The organism is Sphingomonas faeni (genome assembly GCF_024273235.1).
Classification (GTDB): Bacteria; Pseudomonadota; Alphaproteobacteria; order Sphingomonadales; family Sphingomonadaceae; genus Sphingomonas; species Sphingomonas faeni_A.
In genome coordinates this window covers 180915-199536 of the sequence record NZ_JANBVH010000001.1, presented here as the reverse complement: position 1 = coordinate 199536, position 18622 = coordinate 180915, and the positions used below count along the sequence as shown (strand labels likewise).

Genomic DNA, 18622 nt, shown 5'->3' with positions numbered 1-18622 from the left:
GATGACCGCATGGCAGTTCTGGATCGACCGCGGCGGCACGTTCACCGATGTCGTCGCGCGGCAGCCGGACGGACGGATCGTCACCGCCAAGCTGCTGTCGGAAGATCCCGAGCGCTACGGCGACGCGGCGGTCGAGGCGATCCGGCGATTGACCGACGGGGCGGATGTGCCGCTCGAATTGCGGATCGGCACGACCGTCGCGACCAACGCGTTGCTCGAGCGCAAGGGCGAACCGACCGTCCTCGCGATCACGCGCGGGTTCGGCGATGCGCTGCTGATCGGGCACCAGGAACGGTCCGACATTTTCGCGCGCGACGTGAACCGTCCGCCGCCGCTGTTCGCGCATGTCGTGGAGATCGACGAGCGGGTCGGCGCCGAGGGCGATGTGCTCCGCCCTCTCGATGCGGAAGCGGCCCGCGCAGGTTTGCAGGCTGCGTTCGATAGCGGGCTGCGCGCCGTCGCGATCGTCCTCATGCATGGCTATCGCTTCACGGCGCACGAGGAGGTGCTGGCGCAGATCGCGGCCGAGATCGGCTTCACGCAAATCTCGGTCAGCCACCGCGTCGCGCCGCTCATCAAGCTGATCGGGCGCGGCGATACGACCGTGGTCGATGCGTATCTGTCGCCGGTCGTCGATCGCTATGTCGCGGGCCTGAGCGACGCGCTGGGTCAGGACGCGCTGTTCATGCAGTCGTCGGGCGGACTGGTCGACGGCGCAGGCTTTCGCGGCAAGGACGCGATCCTGTCGGGCCCGGCGGGCGGCATCGTCGGCATGGCCGCAACGGCGCGCGAGGCCGGGTTCGCGCACGTCATCGGCTTCGACATGGGCGGCACCTCGACCGACGTGTCGCACTACGCCGGCACGTACGAGCGCGACACCGAGACGCTGATCGCCGGCGCCCGCATCCGCGCGCCGATGCTGCGGATCCATACCGTCGCGGCGGGCGGCGGCTCGATCTGCCGCTTCGATGGCGAGCGGTTGATCGTCGGCCCCGAGAGCGCGGGCGCTGTGCCGGGGCCTGCGTGTTATCGGCGCGGCGGGCCGCTGACGGTGACAGATTGCAACGTGATGCTCGGCAAGGTTCGCCCTGAATTCTTCCCAGCGCTGTTCGGACCGGCAGGCGACCAGCCGCTCGATGCCGAAGCGGTGACCGCCCGCTTCGCGGAGTTGCCGCTCGACCCGCAAGTCGCAGCGGAAGGGTTCGTCGCGGTCGCCGTGGCGAACATGGCGAATGCGATCCGCACGATTTCCGTCGCGCGCGGGCATGACGTGACGCGGTACACGCTGGCGTGTTTCGGCGGGGCCGGGGGGCAGCATGCGTGCCTCGTCGCCGATGCGCTGGCGATGGACCGGGTGATGATCCATCCGCTGGCCGGCGTGCTGTCGGCGTACGGCATGGGGCTCGCCGATCGCCGGGTTCTGCGTGAGGCAACGTCAGGCACGGCGTTCGCGGACTATGCCGCGATCATGCAGGCGCTGAACGGGTTGGCGGAGGCGGCGCGCGACGCGCTGGTAGCGCAAGGCGTCCCGGCGGACGACGTGCGGATCGAACGCCGCGTGCATCTGCGCCGAGGCCAGACCGACCACACCATCGAACTCGATCTCGCCGAACCGCCAGCGATGATCGCCGCGTTCGACGCCGGGCACGTCGCGCAGTTCGGTTTCGCCAGCGAAGCGCCGCTGATCGCCGACCGTATCGTCGCCGAGGCCATCGCCGAGAGCCCGCCGATCGACGCCGCGCTCGTCGCGTTCCCGGACGAGCCTGCCGCACCGCTGTCCGTCGTCCCCGTCTATATGGCCGGCGAGTGGCACGACACGCCGGTCCTTGCGCGCGAAGGCCTCCCCGCCGGACACGGTATCGACGGCCCCGCACTGATCCTCGATAGCGTCTCGACCACGATCGTCGAGCCCGGCTGGCGCGCGCGCGTCGATCCGATCGGCAACCTGATCCTCGACCGCATCGCACCACGCGTCGGCGCCAGCATCGGCACCGACTCCGATCCGGTCCGGCTGGCGATCTTCGCCGGTCTGTTCATGAGCATCGCCGAGGAGATGGGGGCCGCGCTCCAGCGCTCCGCCGCGTCGGTCAACATCCGCGAACGCCTCGACTTCAGCTGCGCGCTGTTCGACGCGCACGGCAACCTCGTCGCAAATGCGCCGCACATCCCGGTCCATCTGGGCTCGATGGGCGAAAGCATCCGCACGATCATCGACGCGCGCGGCAACGGCGCAGACGGCCGCGGTATCCGTCGCGGCGACGCCTACGCGCTCAATGCGCCGTATCGTGGCGGGACGCACCTCCCCGACATCACCGTCATCATGCCGGTCTTCGCAGGAGACAGCGACGCGCCAGCCTTCTTTGTCGCTGCCCGCGGCCATCACGCGGACGTCGGCGGGATCACCCCCGGATCGATGCCGCCCGAGAGCCGCTCGGTGGAAGATGAGGGCGTGCTGCTCGACGACGTCCTCGTGGTCGACGAAGGTCGCTTCCTCGAAGCGGAGATGCGCGCAGTGTTCGCAAGCGGGCCGTATCCTGCCCGCAACATCGACCAGAACATCGCGGACTTGGCCGCGCAGCTCGCGGCCTGCACGCGCGGCGCGACCGGGCTCGCACGGCTGGCGGACGAGTACGGCACCGACGTCGTCGCTGCCTACATGGAACACGTCCAGGCCAATGCCGACGCCGCCGTCCGCCGCCTGATCGCGACGCTCAACGACGGCAATTTCGCATACGAAATGGACGACGGCGCAGTGGTCCGCGTGGCCGTCCGCGTCGACCGCGACGCCGCGACGATGGAGGTCGACTTCGCCGGCACGAGCGAGCAGCGCCCGACCAACTTCAACGCCCCCGTCTCGATCGTCCGCGCCGCGGTGCTCTATGTGGTGCGCGCGCTGATCGACGAGGCGGTGCCGCTCAACGACGGCTGCCTGCACGGCGTGACGATCCGCGTGCCCGAAGGCTCGATGCTCAACCCGCGCTACCCGGCCGCGGTCGTCGCCGGCAACGTCGAAACCAGCCAGGTCGTCACCGACGCGCTGTTCGGCGCGCTCGGCGCGATGGCGGCGAGCCAGGGGACGATGAACAACTTCACCTTCGGCAACGACACACACCAATATTACGAGACCATTGCCGGCGGCGCAGGCGCAGGCCCCGGTTTCGACGGCGCGTCGGTGATCCAGACGCACATGACCAACAGCCGGCTGACCGACCCCGAAATCTTCGAGACGCGCTTTCCGATGTTGCTGGAGGAATTCTCGGTCCGCCGGGCCTCGGGCGGGGCAGGCGCGCACCGCGGCGGGGATGGCGCGACGAGGCGTGTGCGGTTCCTCGAAGAGATGACAGCCTGCATTCTCGCAAACCGCCGCCGCGTGGCCCCGTTCGGCATGGCGGGCGGCGACGCGGGCGGGCGGGGCTCGGCCACTGTCGAGCGCGCCGATGGCAGCGTCGAGCACCTCGGCTCCACCGCCAAGGTCGACATGCGGCCGGGCGATGTGTTCGTGATCGAAACGCCCGGCGGCGGTGGTTTCGGGAAAGCGTGACCGTACTCGCGCCACGCGGGAGACGGACTTTCGCCTGATGGCGAAGGCGCTGGACGTGCAGTAAAGCGCTGCACCTACTTCTGCTCCCCTCCCTGAAAGGGAGGGGCAGGGGGTGGGTAGGCGGGCTTGAGTCGCCGACGTCACAAGATCCGGAAAACCGACCCACCCCCAACCCCTCCCTTTCAGGGAGGGGAGACCACCGCGACGACTGGTTGCGATACCGCGACGAACGCGGCACACACGGCACGCATTCGATCAGCCTGAAAGTGAGCCCATGACCGCATCCCGTTCCCGCGCCCTGTTCGTCCGTCTGCTCGCGGGATCGGTGCTGGCGATCGCCGCGCCCGCTATCGCGCAGACCACCAACAACGCGCCCGGTGCTGCGGCGGCGCGGACCGAGGGCCCCACGGCGCGACCATGGATGAACACCGCGCTGAGCGCCGACGCCCGCGTCGACCTGCTGCTCAAGGAGATGACGCTCGACGAGAAGCTGCAGCTCACCTTCGGCTATTTCGCGACCAATGCCGACTGGCTGAAGACGCCGGTCAAGAACTGGGTCTATCCGAAGGACGGCCTGCCCGCGTCCGCCGGGATCGTCCCCGGCATCCCGCGGCTCGGCATCCCGAACCAGTGGCAGACCGATGCCGGCGTCGGCGTCGCCAGCCAGCGCGGGCCGACGCCGCGCCTGCGCACCTCGCTGCCGTCGGGGATCGCGACCGCGGCGACCTGGAACCCCGAGCTGGCGCAGGCCGGCGGCGCGATGATCGGCCGGGAGGCGTTCCTGTCGGGCTTCAACGTGCAGCTCGCGGGCGGCATGAATCTCACGCGTGAGCCGCGCAACGGGCGCAACTTCGAATATGGCGGCGAGGATCCGTTGCTGGCGGGCGTCATCACCGGCCACGAAATCAGAGGCATCCAGTCGCAGCACGTCGTCTCGACGATGAAGCATTACGCCTTCAACGGGCAGGAGACGAACCGCTTCACGATGGATCACCAGATCGGCGAGCAGGCCGCGCGCCAGTCCGACCTGCTCGCGTTCGAGATCGCCAACGAGGTCGGCCAGCCCGGCTCGGTGATGTGTTCCTACAACCGCGTGAACGGCCATTATGCGTGCGAGAACGACTGGTTGCTCAACACAGTCCTGAAGCGCGACTGGGGCTTCAAGGGTTATGTCATGTCCGACTGGGGCGCGGTGCATTCGACCAGCGAGGCCGCCAATGCCGGGCTCGACCAGCAGTCCGGCTGGGCGTTCGATCGCTCGGCCTATTTCGCCGATGCGCTGCGCGAGGCGGTCAATAACGGCCATGTCAGCGAAGCGCGCGCGACCGACATGGCGCGGCGCGTGCTGTGGGGCATGGTCTCGGTGGGCGCGTTCGACACCGTCGTGGCGGGCGATCAGGCGACCAAGATCGACTACACCGCCCACGCCGCCGTCACGCGCGCAGATGCGGAGGAAGGCATCGTCCTCCTGAAGAACACCGCGGGTCTGCTGCCGCTCGCCAAGACCGCGAAGTCGATCCTGCTGATCGGCGCGCATGCCGATGTCGGCGTGCTGTCGGGCGGTGGATCGTCGCAGGTGTATTCGCACAATGCGCCGACCAACGGCCTGATCGTACCCGACGAGTTCCCGAGCGGCTTTCCCGGTCCCAAGACCTATCACGCCTCGTCGCCGATGAAGGCGTTGCAGGCGCGGACTGGCGCGACCGTCACCTATCTCGACGGCAAGGACGTCAAGGTTGCTGCCGCAGCGGCGCGGAAAGCGGACGTCGTCATCGTGTTCGGCGAGCAGTGGACGGGCGAGTCGATCGACGTTCCCGACCTGAACCTGCCCGACAACCAGAACGCGCTGATCGACGCGGTCGCGGCGGCAAACAAGAAGACCGTGGTCGTGCTCGAAACCGGCGGTCCGGTGGTGATGCCGTGGCTCGGCAAGGTCGGCGCGGTGCTGGAGGCGTGGTATCCGGGCACGGCAGGCGGCGAGGCGATCGCGCGCGTGCTGACCGGTGAGGTCAATCCGTCGGGGCACCTGCCCGCGACCTTCCCCGCGTCGCTCGCACAGACCCCGCGGCCCAAGCTGGAGGGCGATCCGAAGCTCGATCGCGACGCGCATCCGATGGGCAATTACAACATTGAGGGCGCGGCGGTCGGCTATAAATGGTTCGACAAGACCGGCGCCAAGCCGCTGTTCCCGTTCGGCTATGGCCTCTCCTACACCAACTTCGCGATGACCGGCCTGACCGCGGCGCCCGCGGGCAAGGGCATCAAGGCCGACTTCACCGTCCAGAACACCGGCGCGGTACAGGGCAAGGCGGTCGCGCAGGTCTATGTGTCGGGCGCCGGCTGGGAAGCGCCCAAGCGGCTCGGCGCGTTCCGCAAGGTCGATCTCGCCCCCGGCAAGAGCCAGACGGTGTCGGTAACGATCGACCCGCGCCTGCTCGCGACGTTCGACGTCGCCAGCGGCGGCTGGAAGATCGCGGGCGGCGACTACAAGGTCATGCTGGCAACCTCGGCAGCGGATATCGTCCAGACCGCAACGGTCCGCGTTGCCGCGCAGACGCTCGACGCCCGGGGACGCTGAGCGAGTTCGGCGGTTATCCCGTTCGAGTTAAGCGGCGTCGCCATTCGGTTCTAGGCGCCAGATCAGCTCTTCTCCTCCGTCATGCCGGGCTCGTTCCGGCATCCACGGTCCCGCACGATCGAGAGATTTTGGTTCGCGGAACGGTGGACCCCGGAACCAGTCCGGGGTGACGGAGCGCGTTGGGACACGCGCCCAAAGCTGAACCTCGAGACGTCCTGGACATCGCTTTCCGTCCGGATCAGCGCAGCCGGCGCGGGTCGACCACGACGTATTTGATGTGCTTGCGATCATAGGTGTAGGTGATCCGGACCAGCCCGTCGCGCGTCTGGATCACTGCGGGATAGGCATAGCCGTCGGGGAGCGGCTTGCTCTCCAGCGTCAGTACCGGATGCCAGCGCACGCCATCGTCCGACAGTGCGATATTCAGCGGCCAGCGCGGTCCGTCGCCGGGACGGTCGGGCCAGTGCCCGCTGTGATTGTACACGATCAGCTGTCGCCCATCCCGCAGCGTCACCGCATCGGTCCCGGCATTGGGGTTGGGAAGGTCGATCGCAGCCAGCGGCGACCAGGTGCGACCGGTATCCTTCGACCAGCTCATCGCCAGCGCACCCTGCCGCGTGCGGGCGATCAGTTCGAGCCGGCCATCGGGATAGGACAGCACGCTGGGCTGGATCGCCTCGATATGCATCGGCGAGGGGATCGGCGGCTCGACCGTCCAATGCGCGCCGCGATCGGTGCTCAGTTCCATGCGGAGCGACCAGCGATTGGCCTCCGCGGTACCTTCCTCGCGGCTCGACGGCGATAGCCAGCTGCCGTCGCGCAGCACGACGGGCTTGTTCTTGATCGGCCCCAGGACACCATCGGGCAGGCGCTCCGGCCTGCTCCAGCTACGGCCATTATCGGTCGAGCGGATCATCATCCCCCACCAGTCGCGCGGGTTCGGCCCGACCTTGTAGAACAGGCGGAGGTCGCCGCGGGCTGGCTGGAACAGCACCGGGTTCCACGTCGGAAGGCGGCCCCCATCCGCGCCGATCCCGCTCGCCACCGGTTCGGGCGCCGTCCAACTGTCGCCCACGCCGCCGCCGTTGCGCGACGTCCAGATCCGGACATCGGCATTGCCTTCGCCCGATCCGGCGAACCACGCCGCCATCAGGCTGCCGTCGGCGAGTTGCACGATCATCGACGCGTGGGCTTGCGGATAGGGCGCGTGCGCGTCGATCACCTCGGCCTTCAGGATGGCAGCCGCCACGGATGGCCGCGGGGCATTGCCGGGAGCGGCAGCCCCCGACAGCATCGCTGCCAGCCCGATGATCGCCGCCTTCACGCCGATTTACGCCCGCCCGCGAATCGCCGCGATCCGCTCGTCGATGCGGCGTTCCAGGATCGTCAGCGGCATCGCGCCCTCCTTGAGGATGTCGTGGAACTGCTTCAGGTCGAACTTGTCGCCGAGCGCCGCCTTCGCCTTCACCCGAGCCCGCGTCCACGCCATGTGACCGACCTTGTAGCTGCAAGCCTGCCCCGCCTGCGTGCAGTACCGCTCCACCTCGCGCTGCGTCCGCGGCCGTGCGAAGCCGGTCGTCGCGACCATGTAATCGGTCGCCTTCTCGCGGCTCCACTGCTTGGCGTGGATGCCGGTATCGACCACCAGTCGCGTCGCGCGAAACAGGAACGACTGGAGATAGCCCGCGCGTTCCAGCGGCGACCCATACGCCCCGAGCTCGTCGGCCAGCTGTTCCGCATACAGCGCCCAGCCTTCCGAATAGGCCGAGAAGAAGCCGATCTTGCGCAACGTCGGAATGTCCTTCGATTCCTGCGCGAGGCTGATCTGGAGGTGATGCCCCGGTACGCCCTCGTGATAGGTGAGCGAGGGCAACGTGTATTTCGGCCAGTCGCCGACGTCCTTCAGGTTGACGAAATAGATCGCCGGACGGCTGCCGTCGAGCGAGGCGCGATTGTAATAGCCGTTCGAGGCGCCGTCCTGGATCTCCACCGGCACCGCACGGATTTCGAGCGGCTGCGTCGGCACTTCCGAGAAGGCTTGGGGCAGCTTCGCGTACATCGCCTTCACGCTGTCGTTCAGCCCCGCGATCAGCTCCGTGCGACCCTCGGCCGTGTTCGCGTAGAGCTGATCGGGCATCACGTTCAGCTTGGCGAGCCGCTCGCCGACGGTGCCGGTCGTGAACCCCTGCGACTTCAGAATCGTGTCGAGCTGCGCGGTGATCTCCGCGACCTGCGCCAGGCCGATGCGGTGGACCTCGTCGGGGCTCATCGTCGTCGTCGTCGCCTGGTTCAGCGCCATCGCGTAGATCGCATCGCCGTTCGGCACGCGCCAGATCCCGTCGCCGGGCTTGGTGGTCGGCTTCAACCGCTCGATCAGCGCGATCTGGCGGTCGAGCGCGGGATAGACCTTCTCGTCGACGATCTTCGCGGCGCGCGCCTGCCAGTCGCCGGCGAGGCCCTTGGCCGCAGCGCGCCTGACGAGCGACTGGACGATGCTCGACGTCGCGGCCGGCTGGCCCCGCAGTTTCCGCATCTGGCCGAGCGTCAGGTCGAGCGACCAGCCGGGCGCGAGCAAGCCACGCGCGGCCTCCGCCTGCTGCATCGCGCTCTCCTGGTCGAGCACCGTGCCGAACTGGTCGAGCCGCGCCAGATACGCCTCCGCGTCGGGCGTCGCGTTGATCGTGTGTGCGGTGTTGAGGAAATCGGGCACCTGGAAATAGGCGCCGCCCTGCTGGAAGATCCGGTAGGGGCGGATCGGGCTGTCCATGCCGAATGTCTCGGGCGCGGCGATCTGCGTGTTCAGCGAATAGCGCACTACTTCGAGGTTCAGCTTAGCCGCCGGCGAGAGCCCCGCGCCGTCATAGCGCGCCAGGCTCGCGATCGACGCCTTGGTCTCGGCGACGTCGCGCGCGCGCTTTTCGGGCGTCCTTGGCGAGAGCTGGCTCTTGAGGCCGGCGAGCGGGCCCTTGTCGAGGCCCAGCGAGGTCGCCAGCTCGGGCGACCGCGCAACGCTCTTCTGGAAGATCCGCTCGAACTCCGCATTGAGCGCGGTGTCGCCGGTCGACTGCGCGAACGCACTGGACGGCAGCAAGGTTGTGGCGAGCGCGGCGACGCCCCCCGATGCGAGGAACTGGCGACGATCCATGACGAACTCTCCCGTGAACTGGCCCGCATCTTCGCGGATCGGGACGCGAACCGCCAGAGCCGAACCGACACGAAATCGACGCAGGCCGGGGCGCGACCATCGAAACCCCCGGAACCACGGCCGCGATCATAGGTTGGACAGGAGAGCCCGGCGGTGTCCCCATCCCCCCCAGGGACCCGCCGGGTTTCGTATGCGTAGGTGAGGTTGAAGTGCGAAACGAGACATCCAGGCGTGGAGCCGACGCACGTTTACAGGCCATCGGCGAGACGCTGCGCTCGTCCTGGCAAACGCCGACCGATACGATGATCACCGACGATATTCCGATGCTGCTCACGCGCCTGTCACAGGTTCAGGCCCGCAAGAAGCGCTAAGGCGGTCGGCTCGGGCGCCGTGGTTTGCGCCCGAGCCCGTGACGCTGCCCGTCACGCTGCCCGGGACGCTCCCGTCACGCTTGGCCGGTCAGCTCGCCGGCTTGGCCTTCATGGCTTCGATCAACTTCTTGACCTCCTGGCTGCGGCCGCGCGGCATGATCAGCACGTCGTTGCCGCTCGCGACCACGATCAGGTCCTCCACCCCGACGAGCGAGACGCGGATGCCGTCGCTGCGGACGAAGCATTGTTTCGTGTCGATCGCCAGAACCGCGCCGTCGCCCTGGCTGCGATGGGCATTGCCCTGGTCGTCGACGTCGCTGATCGCGTGCAGCGCGTCCCAGCTGCCGACGTCGTTCCAACCCATCGCGACCGGCACGACCGCGACCCGGTCCGCCTTCTCCATCACTGCGTAATCGATCGAATCGTCCGGCGAGGCGGCAAAGGCAGCCGCGTCGGGATAAATCCGCGTACCCTCGGTCCGCGCCTTGTCCATCGCTTCGCGCGTCGCGATCAGGATGCCGGGATTGAACTGCGCCAGCGCCTCCAGATACGCGTCGGCTTGGAAGAGGAAGATCCCGCCGTTCCAGGCGTGATCGCCGCTGGCGAGCATCGACTGCGCCTTGTCGAGCGGCGGCTTCTCGACGAACCGTGCGACGCGGTTGACGCCGGGCTGGAGCTCGTCGCCGATCTGGATCCAGCCATAGCCGGTCTCGGGCGCGTCGGGTGCGATCCCAAAGGTGACGAGCCACCCCTGCGTGACGAGCGGCATCGCCGCCTCGATCGCGGCATGGAACGCCGCGATATCGCCGATGACGTGATCCGAGGGCATCACCAGCAACGCGTCGCCGCCACCACCCGCGGCGATTGCCGCGAGGGCGATCGCCGGCGCGGTGTTGCGACCGGCCGGTTCGAGGATCAGTGCCTGCGGCGTCGCCCCGGCATCGGCGAGTTGCTGCTCGACCAGATCGGCGTGGCGCGCATTGGCGACGACGATCGGCGCGGCATAGCGTTCGCCCTGGGCACGGCCTGCCGTCAACTGGAGCATCGTCTCGTTCGCCGTCAGCGCCAGCATCTGCTTGGGCATTTCGGGGCGGGACATCGGCCAGAGGCGCGTACCCGAACCACCTGAAAGAATAACGGGAACGATCGTACGTGCAGTCATGAAGCCTCCTGATGCGCTGTGCTATAGCGCAGTCGCCACGCGTGCCAATCGCCGAATGGTCCAAATGGATGCGTGGTCTTCAGGCTTTTTTGGGGAATTGCTGCGAAACGTGGCGTTCAAGTGTCGGTAGCGTTTACAATGATGCGTCGGGATAGCGGACGATGATACGGCTCTTCAAGCATTACGTACCCTATGCGGTCCTCCTGCTCGGCCTGGTCGACGCAGTGTTGCTGGTGACGTCGGCGGAGATCGGCTGGGTCGTCCGCGCGCATCAGATCGGCATGGCCGTCGCGCCGATCCATACCCGCATCGCCCAGTTGCTGACCTTCGCCATCGCGCTGCAGGTGTCGCTGGTCGCGGTCGGCGCGTATGGCGTCGCGTCGTTCCTGTCGTTGCGCTTCGCCGCCGCGCGGCTGGCGGTGGCGCTGTCGCTCGGCGTGATGTTCCTGTCGCTGATCTTCTTTCTGGTGCCGCCACTCGCGCTGTGGCGATCGAACCTGCTGTATTCGACGGTGATCGCGACCGTCCTGCTCGTCACGGTGCGCGCGCTGCTCGGCAAGACGCTGGGGGGCGAGACGTTCAAGCGGCGGATCGTCGTGCTGGGGGCGGGCACGCGGGCGGCGCGGATCCTCGCGCTGTCCGAACAGCCCGGCGTGAATTTCGTCGTTGCCGGCTTCGTGCTGATGGGCGAGGCAGACCCGGTCGTGCAGAACGCGACCCCGCGCGGCGATATTCCCAACCTCGCGGCGCATATCGTCGACCAGAATGCGAGCGAAGTCGTCCTCGCGCTCGACGAACGCCGCAACGCGCTGCCGATGAAGGATCTGCTCCGCGTCCGCACGACGGGCGTGCAGGTCAGCGAGATATCGTCCTTCCTCGAGCGCGAGACGGGCCGCATCGACCTCAAGAGCGTCAATCCGTCCTGGCTGATCTTCTCGGACGGGTTCGCGTCCAGCCGGATGCTGTCGAGCGTCTTCAAGCGCGCGTTCGACATCGTCGCCAGCGGGCTGCTGCTCGCGATCACGCTGCCGATCATCCTGCTCACCGCGATCGCGATCAAGCTCGAGTCGAAGGGCCCAGCCTTCTATCGCCAGCGTCGCGTCGGTCTCTATCACGAGGGTTTCGACATCCTGAAGCTGCGCTCGATGCGGCAGGATGCCGAGGTCGCAGGGACGGCGGTGTGGGCGGCGGAGGACGATCCACGGATCACCCGCATCGGCCGGTTCATCCGCAAGGTGCGGATCGACGAACTGCCGCAGACCTGGACCGTGCTGAAGGGCGAGATGAGCTTCGTCGGCCCGCGTCCCGAGCGCCCGCAATTCGTCCAACAGCTCGAAGAACAACTGCCCTTCTACGCCGAGCGACACATGGTGAAGCCGGGGATCACCGGCTGGGCGCAGATCAATTATCCGTACGGCGCGTCGATCGAGGATGCCCGGCACAAGCTCGAATACGACCTGTATTACGCGAAGAACTATTCGCCGTTCCTCGACATGTTGATCCTGTTGCAGACATTGCGCGTCGTGCTGTGGCCGGTCGGCGCGCGATGATCGCCGCCCTGGTCATGGCATGATCACGACGCTGGTGCTGTGGAGCCACGCGCTCGCGGCGCTGCTGTTCGGCGCGCTGGCGCTGGCGCAATTGCGGCAGCCCGGCGGGCATTGGCCGCATGCCGCGCTCGTGGTCGCACTGGCGACGACCAGCCTGTGGGCGCTCGCAGTCGCCGGGATCGACTCGCGCGACGTCGCGACGCGGATCGCCGCCAGCGTGCGCGACATCGCCTGGCTCGGCTTCATGCTCGCGCTGGTCCGACGTGATCGGGCGAGCAATCATGCGCTGAGTGCCGTCTATTTCGTGGTCATGGCGCTCGCCGGTACCGCCGCCCTGCTGGCGATCGTCGAGCAGATGGCGCTGGATGCCGACGCGCTGGCTGCACTGGCATCGGCACGGACCCTGCTGCGGATGATGGGCGCCGTCAGCGGCCTCGTGCTGGTCCATCACCTCTATCAAGCGGCCCCGGCCTCGCGCGGCGGCATCCGGCTGGCCGTGCTGGCGCTTGCCGCGATGTGGGCCGCTGACCTTGTCGTCTCGGCCTCGGTCTATTTCGACGCGCGCTGGACCATCGCCACGATCGTCGCGCGCGGCGTCGTGATGAGCGGTGTCGCGGTGCTGCTCGCGGTCGGCGTGCACCGCAGCGGCGACTGGACGCTGGCATTGTCGCGCCCGATCGCGGTGCGCGCGCTGTCGGCGGTCGCGCTCATACTCTACGCCGGCATTACCGCGCTCGCGACCAGCATCGCCGCCGGCTATGCCGGGCAGCATGCGCGCACCGTGCAGACCGCGATCGTGTTCGGTGCGACCGCGAGCATATTGGCGCTGCTGTCGACGCCGTGGCTGCGCGCCTGGACCAAGGTGAAGATCGCCAAGCACCTCTTCCGTCACCGCTATGACTACCGCGCCGAGTGGCAGCGTTTCACCGATACGCTCGGCAGGCCGGGCGTCGGTGCCGAGACGCTCGATATCCGCGTGGTGAAGTCGATCGCCGACCTGACCGACTCGCCCGGCGGCCTGTTGCTGGTGGCCGATGGCACGTCGCTGGGGCTTGGCACGGCGTGGAACTGGCTCGGAACGGCCGATGGACCGCTTGACGACGCGCTTGCCGCTTACCTCGCGCGCGACGCCCGGATCGTCGAGCTCGACCCGGTCCGCGCGGGCACCGCATCCGCCGAAGACCTGGCGAGCGTACCCGCGTGGCTCCAGGAAAGCCCCGAAGCCTGGGCGATCGTCCCGCTGGTCCATGGCGGCGCGCTGGTCGGTGCGATCGTGCTGGCTCGCCCGCCGGTCGACCGGGCGCTCGACTGGGAGGATTTCGACCTGCTTCGGGTCGCCGGGCGGCAGGCGGCAAGCTATCTCGCGGAGGATCGCGCGCATGCGGCGCTGGCGGATGCGGCGCGGTTCGACGAGTTCAACCGCCGCTTCGCGTTCATCCTTCACGACATCAAGAACCTCGTCAGCCAGCTGACGCTCGTGGCGCGCAACGCCGAACGCCATGCCGACAACCCCGATTTCCGCGTCGACATGGTCGCGACCCTCAAGGACTCGTCCGATCGCATGAACGCGCTGCTCGCCCGCCTTTCGCAGCACGGCCCCGTCCGCGGCGAGCCACTCCAGCCGCTCGACGTGACCGCGATCGTCGCGCGTGTCGCGACTGCCCGCCGGGCCCAGCACCCGATCGTAATGCGCGGTGGCGCAGCCAGCGCGCTGGGCCATGCCGCTCGCCTCGAACAGGTCCTCGGCCAGCTCGTCCAGAACGCGATCGAGGCCAGTGGCGCGGACGATCCGGTCCTGCTGTCGGTGGAAACGATCGGCGACCGGGTGGCGATCGACGTCATCGATCACGGCTGCGGCATGACGCCCGGCTTCGTCCGCGACCAGCTCTTCCGCCCGTTCGTGTCGTCCAAGCCCGCGGGGTTCGGCATCGGCGCGTTCGAGGCGCGACAATTGGTGCACGCGATGGGCGGCGCGCTCGAGGTCGTCAGCCGCGAGGGCGAGGGCACGCGCTTCCGCATCCTGCTTCCCGCCGTGCTTTCGCTGGAGGCGGCGGCATGAGCGACAAGGGCCGCCCCGTCCTGCTGATCGTCGAGGACGATCTCGGCCTCCAGCGTCAGCTCCGCTGGGCGTATGAAGGCTATGAGATCGTCGTCGCCAGCGACCGGACGCAGGCGCTCGATGCGATCCGTGCCTATGAGCCCGCCGTCGTCACGCTCGACCTCGGCCTGCCGCCCAACCCGGACGGGGTGACCGAAGGGTTCGCCACCCTGCGCGATATCCTCGCGATGAAGCCCGATACCAAGGTGATCGTCGCCTCGGGGCACGGTGCCCGCGAAAGCGCCTTGCAGGCGATCGCCGACGGCGCCTGGGATTTCTACGCCAAGCCGATCGATATCGATGCGCTCGGCCTGATCGTCAGCCGCGCGTTTCATGTCCATGCGCTGGAGGCGGAGAACCGCCGCCTCGCCGCGCGGATCGATTCGGGCGGTTTCGGCGGCCTGATCAGCGCCTCACCAGAGATGGCGACGGTCACGCGCACGCTGGAACGGGTCGCACCGGCCAACGTCTCGGTGATGCTGCTCGGTGCGAGCGGCACCGGCAAGGAACTGCTCGCGCGTGGCCTGCATGACGCGTCGCCACGGTCGCGCGGCAATCTCGTCGCGATCAACTGCGCGGCGATCCCCGAGACCCTGCTCGAAAGCGAGCTGTTCGGTCACGAAAAGGGCGCGTTCACGGGCGCTGTGAAGACTACCGAGGGCAAGATCGAACAGGCCGCCGGCGGCACGCTGTTCCTCGACGAGATCGGCGACGTGCCACTCGCGCTCCAGGTGAAGCTGCTACGCTTTCTCCAGGAGCGCGTGATCGAACGCGTCGGCGGGCGCAAAGCGATACCGGTCGACACGCGGATCGTCTGCGCCACCCACCAGAATGTCGACGCGATGGTCGCCGACGGTCGGTTCCGCGAGGACCTGTATTACCGCCTCGCCGAGATCGTCGTGCGGATCCCCGCGCTGGCCGATCGGACCGGCGACGCGGTATTGCTCGCGCGCCACTTCGTCACGCGCTACGCCGCGTCGATGAACCCCGTGGTCACCGGCCTTGCTCCCGACGCGCGGGCCGCGATCGACGGATGGGGCTGGCCGGGCAATGTCCGCGAGCTGGAGAACCGGATCAAGCGCGCGGTGATCATGGCCGACGGCAAGCTGGTCACCGCGACCGATCTCGACCTCGACGGCAAGGCGGAGGATGCCTCTGCGCTCAACCTGCGCGCCGCCCGCGAACTCGCCGACCGTAAGGCGATCCGCCAGGCGCTGGCACGGGCGGACGGCAATATCTCCGGCGCATCGCGCTTGCTCGGGATCAGCCGGCCGACGCTCTACGATCTGCTGAAAAGCTACGACCTTCATGCCTGACCCGACCTATCCGATGCTGCGACGGCGCAGGCGACGGCGGTGGCTGAAATTGCCGGCGGTGATTCCCGGCGAGCGTGTGCGCCTGCTGGCGATCTGCGTGTTGTGTCTCGTCGTCGTCGGGATCGGCATCGCGCTTGCGATGCGCGCGCCGCGGCCCGATGCGCGTCGGTCGCTCGCCGACAGCCTGGCGACGCTGGACGCCGGAAACTACAGCGCCGCGCGGACCAACGCGCAGGCCGCGATCACCGCCGCGCCAACCTGGGCGATCGCGCATGCGGTGCTCGCACGTGCGCATCTCGAACTCGGCGACGGGCTGGCTGCGGAGGCCGAACTGACGCGCGCGGAGGATGCCGGGATGCCAGCCGATCGCCTGCACCAGCTCCAGGCGCATGCCCGTTTGTTGCAGGGCGATCCCGACGGTGCGCTCGACGAGGTCGCGGAGGCGTCGCCGCGCTATGCCGACTATGCGACCCGCATCGCCGCACGCGCCTATGCCGCGCAAGGGAAGATCGTCGAGGCGCGGGCCGGGCTCGAGGCGCTGCTCGCTCGTACGCCCACCGATGCGGCGGCGTGGACCGATCTCGGACGCCTCCGCCTGATTGCGGGCGATGTCGGCGGCGCAGCGGTCGCGGCAACTAGGGCAGTGGCATCGGCGCCGCACGATCCCGCCGCGCTGACCTTGCAGGGCGAGGTGGTTCGCAGCCGTTACGGCCTGATCGCCGCGCTGCCATGGTTCGAGGCGGCGCTGCAGCGCGACGCCTATTATCACCCGGCGCTGATCGAATACGCCGCGACGCTCGGCGATGCCGGACGCAATGTCGACATGCTCGCGGCGACGCGTGCGGCATTGCTGGCGCGGCCCGGCAGTCCGCAGGCGCTGTATCTGCAGGCCGTGCTCGCCGTACGCGCGGGACGGATCGATCTCGCCCGCTCGCTGCTCCAGCGTAGCGGCAATGCGGTCAGGGGACTGCCGGGGACACTGCTGCTGTCGGGTAGTCTCGACTATGCGCAAGGCAAGTTCGAACTGGCTGCGATGACCTGGCGGCGGCTCGTCGCGCAGCAACCGCTCAACATCGTGGCGCGACGGTTGCTCGCCGCGGCGCTGCTTCGGTCTGGAGACGCGCGCGGCGTGCTCGACACCCTGCGCCCGATCGGCACGCGCGCCGATGCCGACAGCTATTCGCTGACGCTGATCGCGCGCGCCTTCGAAGCAGCGGGGGATTGGGGATCGGCCGCGACGTTTCTCGATCGCGCGGCCGCCGGCCCGGTGGCGCCGGCGGCCGTATTCGCCACCGATGCCGCGATCGGTGGGCTGTTGGCGGAGGCCGCTACGGCACGGGGTGACCCGACCTATGTGCTCGGCGTGATCCGTTCCCAGATCGCCAGCGGCGATACCGCAGGCGCGATCGCCCGCGCACGCGGCCTCGTCGCGGCAGGCCCGGGCGCGCCCGCCGCTCAACTCGCACTCGGCGACGCGCTGGCCGCTGCGGGGCGGTACGGCGAGGCGGCGGGATCATATGCACGCGCCGCCGACCTTTCGTTCGACGAGCCGACGATGTTGCGGCTTGTCGATGCCCTCGGTCGAGCAGGGCGCGCGAACGACGCCGCCGCGTCGCTCGCCCTGTATCTGTCGCAAAACCCGCAAAGCCTCACCGGTCAGCGGTTGCTCGGCCATTGGCAGGTCGCCTCGGGCGATTGGGATTCGGCGATCGAGACGCTGGAAGGCGTGCGTCGTCGCGTGGGGAATCGCGACGGCGGCGTGTTGATCGACTTAGCGCTCGCCTATGCGGGTAGCGACGACGGTGCCATCGCGGTTCGCTATGGGCAGGCGGCATATCGGCTCCTGCCGATGAGCGCGACCGCCAGCGATGCGTACGGCGTCGCGCTGGCCGCGAATGGCGATATCGCGGGTGCACGGCAGCTTCTGGCCAAGGCCGTGCGACTCGCCCCTGCCGACGCGGCGATCGCCGGACATCTCCGCCAGCTCCGCTGAATGCTTGTTTCGGCGGGATCGTAACGCCAAGAGCGAGCGATGACCGACCCCCTCGACCGTATCGCCGCCGCGCTCGAACGCCTTTCGCCGCCACCGCCGCCTGCTGCCGACCCGCTCGCGCATCCGGCCTATGTCTGGCGGAACGGCACATTGAGTCCGGCGCGCGGCTTTGCGCCGCTACCGCTCGCGACGCTGGTCGGGGTCGATCGGCAGAAGGCGGCGTTGCTGGCGAATCTCGACCGCCTCGCAAAGGGCCACGCCGCGCAGGACGTTCTTTTGTGGGGCGCGCGGGGGACCGGCAAGTCGGCGCTCGTGAAGAGTGCCGTCGCGGCAGTGCAGCAGGGCGGTAGCGACCTCGCGCTTGTCGAGATTTCGGACCTTGCCGAGCTGTCGACCCTGTTCGCGACCTTGGCCCCGGTCGATCGTGCCTTTGCGCTGTTCGTCGACGACCTGGGGTTCGAGGTGCCGGCCGAGGCGCGGGCGCTGCGATCCGTGCTGGAAGGGGGGGCGGAGCCCAGACCCGCCAATGTGCGATTGCTGGTGACCGCGAACCGCCGGCATCTCGCGCCGCGCGACATCGCCGAACAGGAAAGCGCGATCAATCCGCGCGATTCAGCGGACGACCATCTGGCGCTGGCCGATCGATTCGGCCTCAGCCTTGGCTTTCATGCGCTGGATCAGGATGGGTATCTGGCGATCGTCGCAGCCTATGCGGCGGTACATGATCTGAGTTTCGAACCGGGCGAGGCCATCGGTTGGGCGACACGACGCGGCAGCCGATCGGGGCGCGTGGCGTGGCAATATATCGTCAATCTTGCGGGGCGAGCCGGAAAGGCGCTCTAGCCCGAAACGGGTGGGCCGACGCCGA

Annotated in this window: 11 protein-coding genes; 8 read left to right on the top strand and 3 right to left on the bottom strand. The window is 68.5% G+C overall.

Features of this window, described 5'->3' with window-relative positions:
• The first annotated feature begins 1 nt into the window (after position 1).
• Both NLI89_RS00885 and NLI89_RS00880 read left to right on the top strand, forming a co-directional pair.
• A complete protein-coding gene (locus NLI89_RS00885) occupies positions 2-3541 on the top strand; it encodes a hydantoinase B/oxoprolinase family protein (protein ID WP_254685255.1) in 3540 nt (1179 codons plus the stop codon).
• Positions 3542-3815: 274 nt separating this feature from the next.
• Entirely contained in the window at positions 3816-6119 is a 2304-nt protein-coding gene (locus NLI89_RS00880) for a glycoside hydrolase family 3 C-terminal domain-containing protein (RefSeq protein WP_254685254.1), read from the top strand.
• A 238-nt stretch (positions 6120-6357) separates the two neighbouring features.
• On the opposite strand, the gene NLI89_RS00875 is transcribed toward NLI89_RS00880, so the two are convergent.
• Together NLI89_RS00875 and NLI89_RS00870 are read right to left on the bottom strand one after the other, a co-directional pair.
• Positions 6358-7443 carry a sialidase family protein gene (locus NLI89_RS00875; RefSeq protein ID WP_254685253.1) on the bottom strand — a complete coding sequence of 362 codons (1086 nt, stop codon included), beginning with the start codon at positions 7441-7443 and terminating at the stop codon, positions 6358-6360.
• A gap of 6 nt (positions 7444-7449) precedes the next feature.
• Positions 7450-9264, bottom strand: a complete 1815-nt coding sequence (locus tag NLI89_RS00870; RefSeq protein WP_254685252.1) for a DUF885 domain-containing protein — start codon at positions 9262-9264, stop codon at positions 7450-7452.
• Positions 9265-9473: 209 nt separating this feature from the next.
• Here NLI89_RS00870 and NLI89_RS00865 point away from each other — a divergent pair, with 209 nt between their 5' ends.
• Positions 9474-9635, top strand: a complete 162-nt coding sequence (locus NLI89_RS00865) for a hypothetical protein (RefSeq protein WP_254685251.1) — start codon at positions 9474-9476, stop codon at positions 9633-9635.
• Positions 9636-9723: 88 nt separating this feature from the next.
• On the opposite strand, the gene NLI89_RS00860 is transcribed toward NLI89_RS00865, so the two are convergent.
• A complete protein-coding gene (locus tag NLI89_RS00860; RefSeq protein WP_439144456.1) occupies positions 9724-10797 on the bottom strand; it encodes a mannose-1-phosphate guanylyltransferase/mannose-6-phosphate isomerase in 1074 nt (357 codons plus the stop codon).
• A gap of 161 nt (positions 10798-10958) precedes the next feature.
• Between NLI89_RS00860 and NLI89_RS00855 the strand changes: the two genes are divergently transcribed.
• From NLI89_RS00855 to NLI89_RS00835, 5 genes are read left to right on the top strand one after another with little or no spacing between them, the layout of a single operon-like run.
• Positions 10959-12347, top strand: coding sequence for a TIGR03013 family XrtA/PEP-CTERM system glycosyltransferase (locus tag NLI89_RS00855; RefSeq protein ID WP_254685250.1), 1389 nt, complete (start codon positions 10959-10961; stop codon positions 12345-12347).
• Between the two features lie 19 nt (positions 12348-12366).
• The gene (prsK, locus tag NLI89_RS00850; RefSeq protein ID WP_254685249.1) at positions 12367-14406 is read left to right on the top strand and encodes an XrtA/PEP-CTERM system histidine kinase PrsK; all 2040 of its coding nucleotides are present in this window, start codon (positions 12367-12369) and stop codon (positions 14404-14406) included.
• The gene (gene prsR / locus NLI89_RS00845) at positions 14403-15761 is read left to right on the top strand and encodes a PEP-CTERM-box response regulator transcription factor (RefSeq protein ID WP_254685248.1); all 1359 of its coding nucleotides are present in this window, start codon (positions 14403-14405) and stop codon (positions 15759-15761) included. The genes prsK and prsR overlap by 4 nt, the downstream gene beginning before the upstream one ends.
• The gene (locus NLI89_RS00840; protein ID WP_254685247.1) at positions 15754-17754 is read left to right on the top strand and encodes a tetratricopeptide repeat protein; all 2001 of its coding nucleotides are present in this window, start codon (positions 15754-15756) and stop codon (positions 17752-17754) included. The genes prsR and NLI89_RS00840 overlap by 8 nt, the downstream gene beginning before the upstream one ends.
• 39 nt (positions 17755-17793) lie before the next feature.
• On the top strand, positions 17794-18597 hold the full coding sequence (locus NLI89_RS00835) for a DUF815 domain-containing protein (RefSeq protein ID WP_254685246.1): 804 nt from the start codon (positions 17794-17796) through the stop codon (positions 18595-18597).
• Positions 18598-18622: the final 25 nt, after the last annotated feature.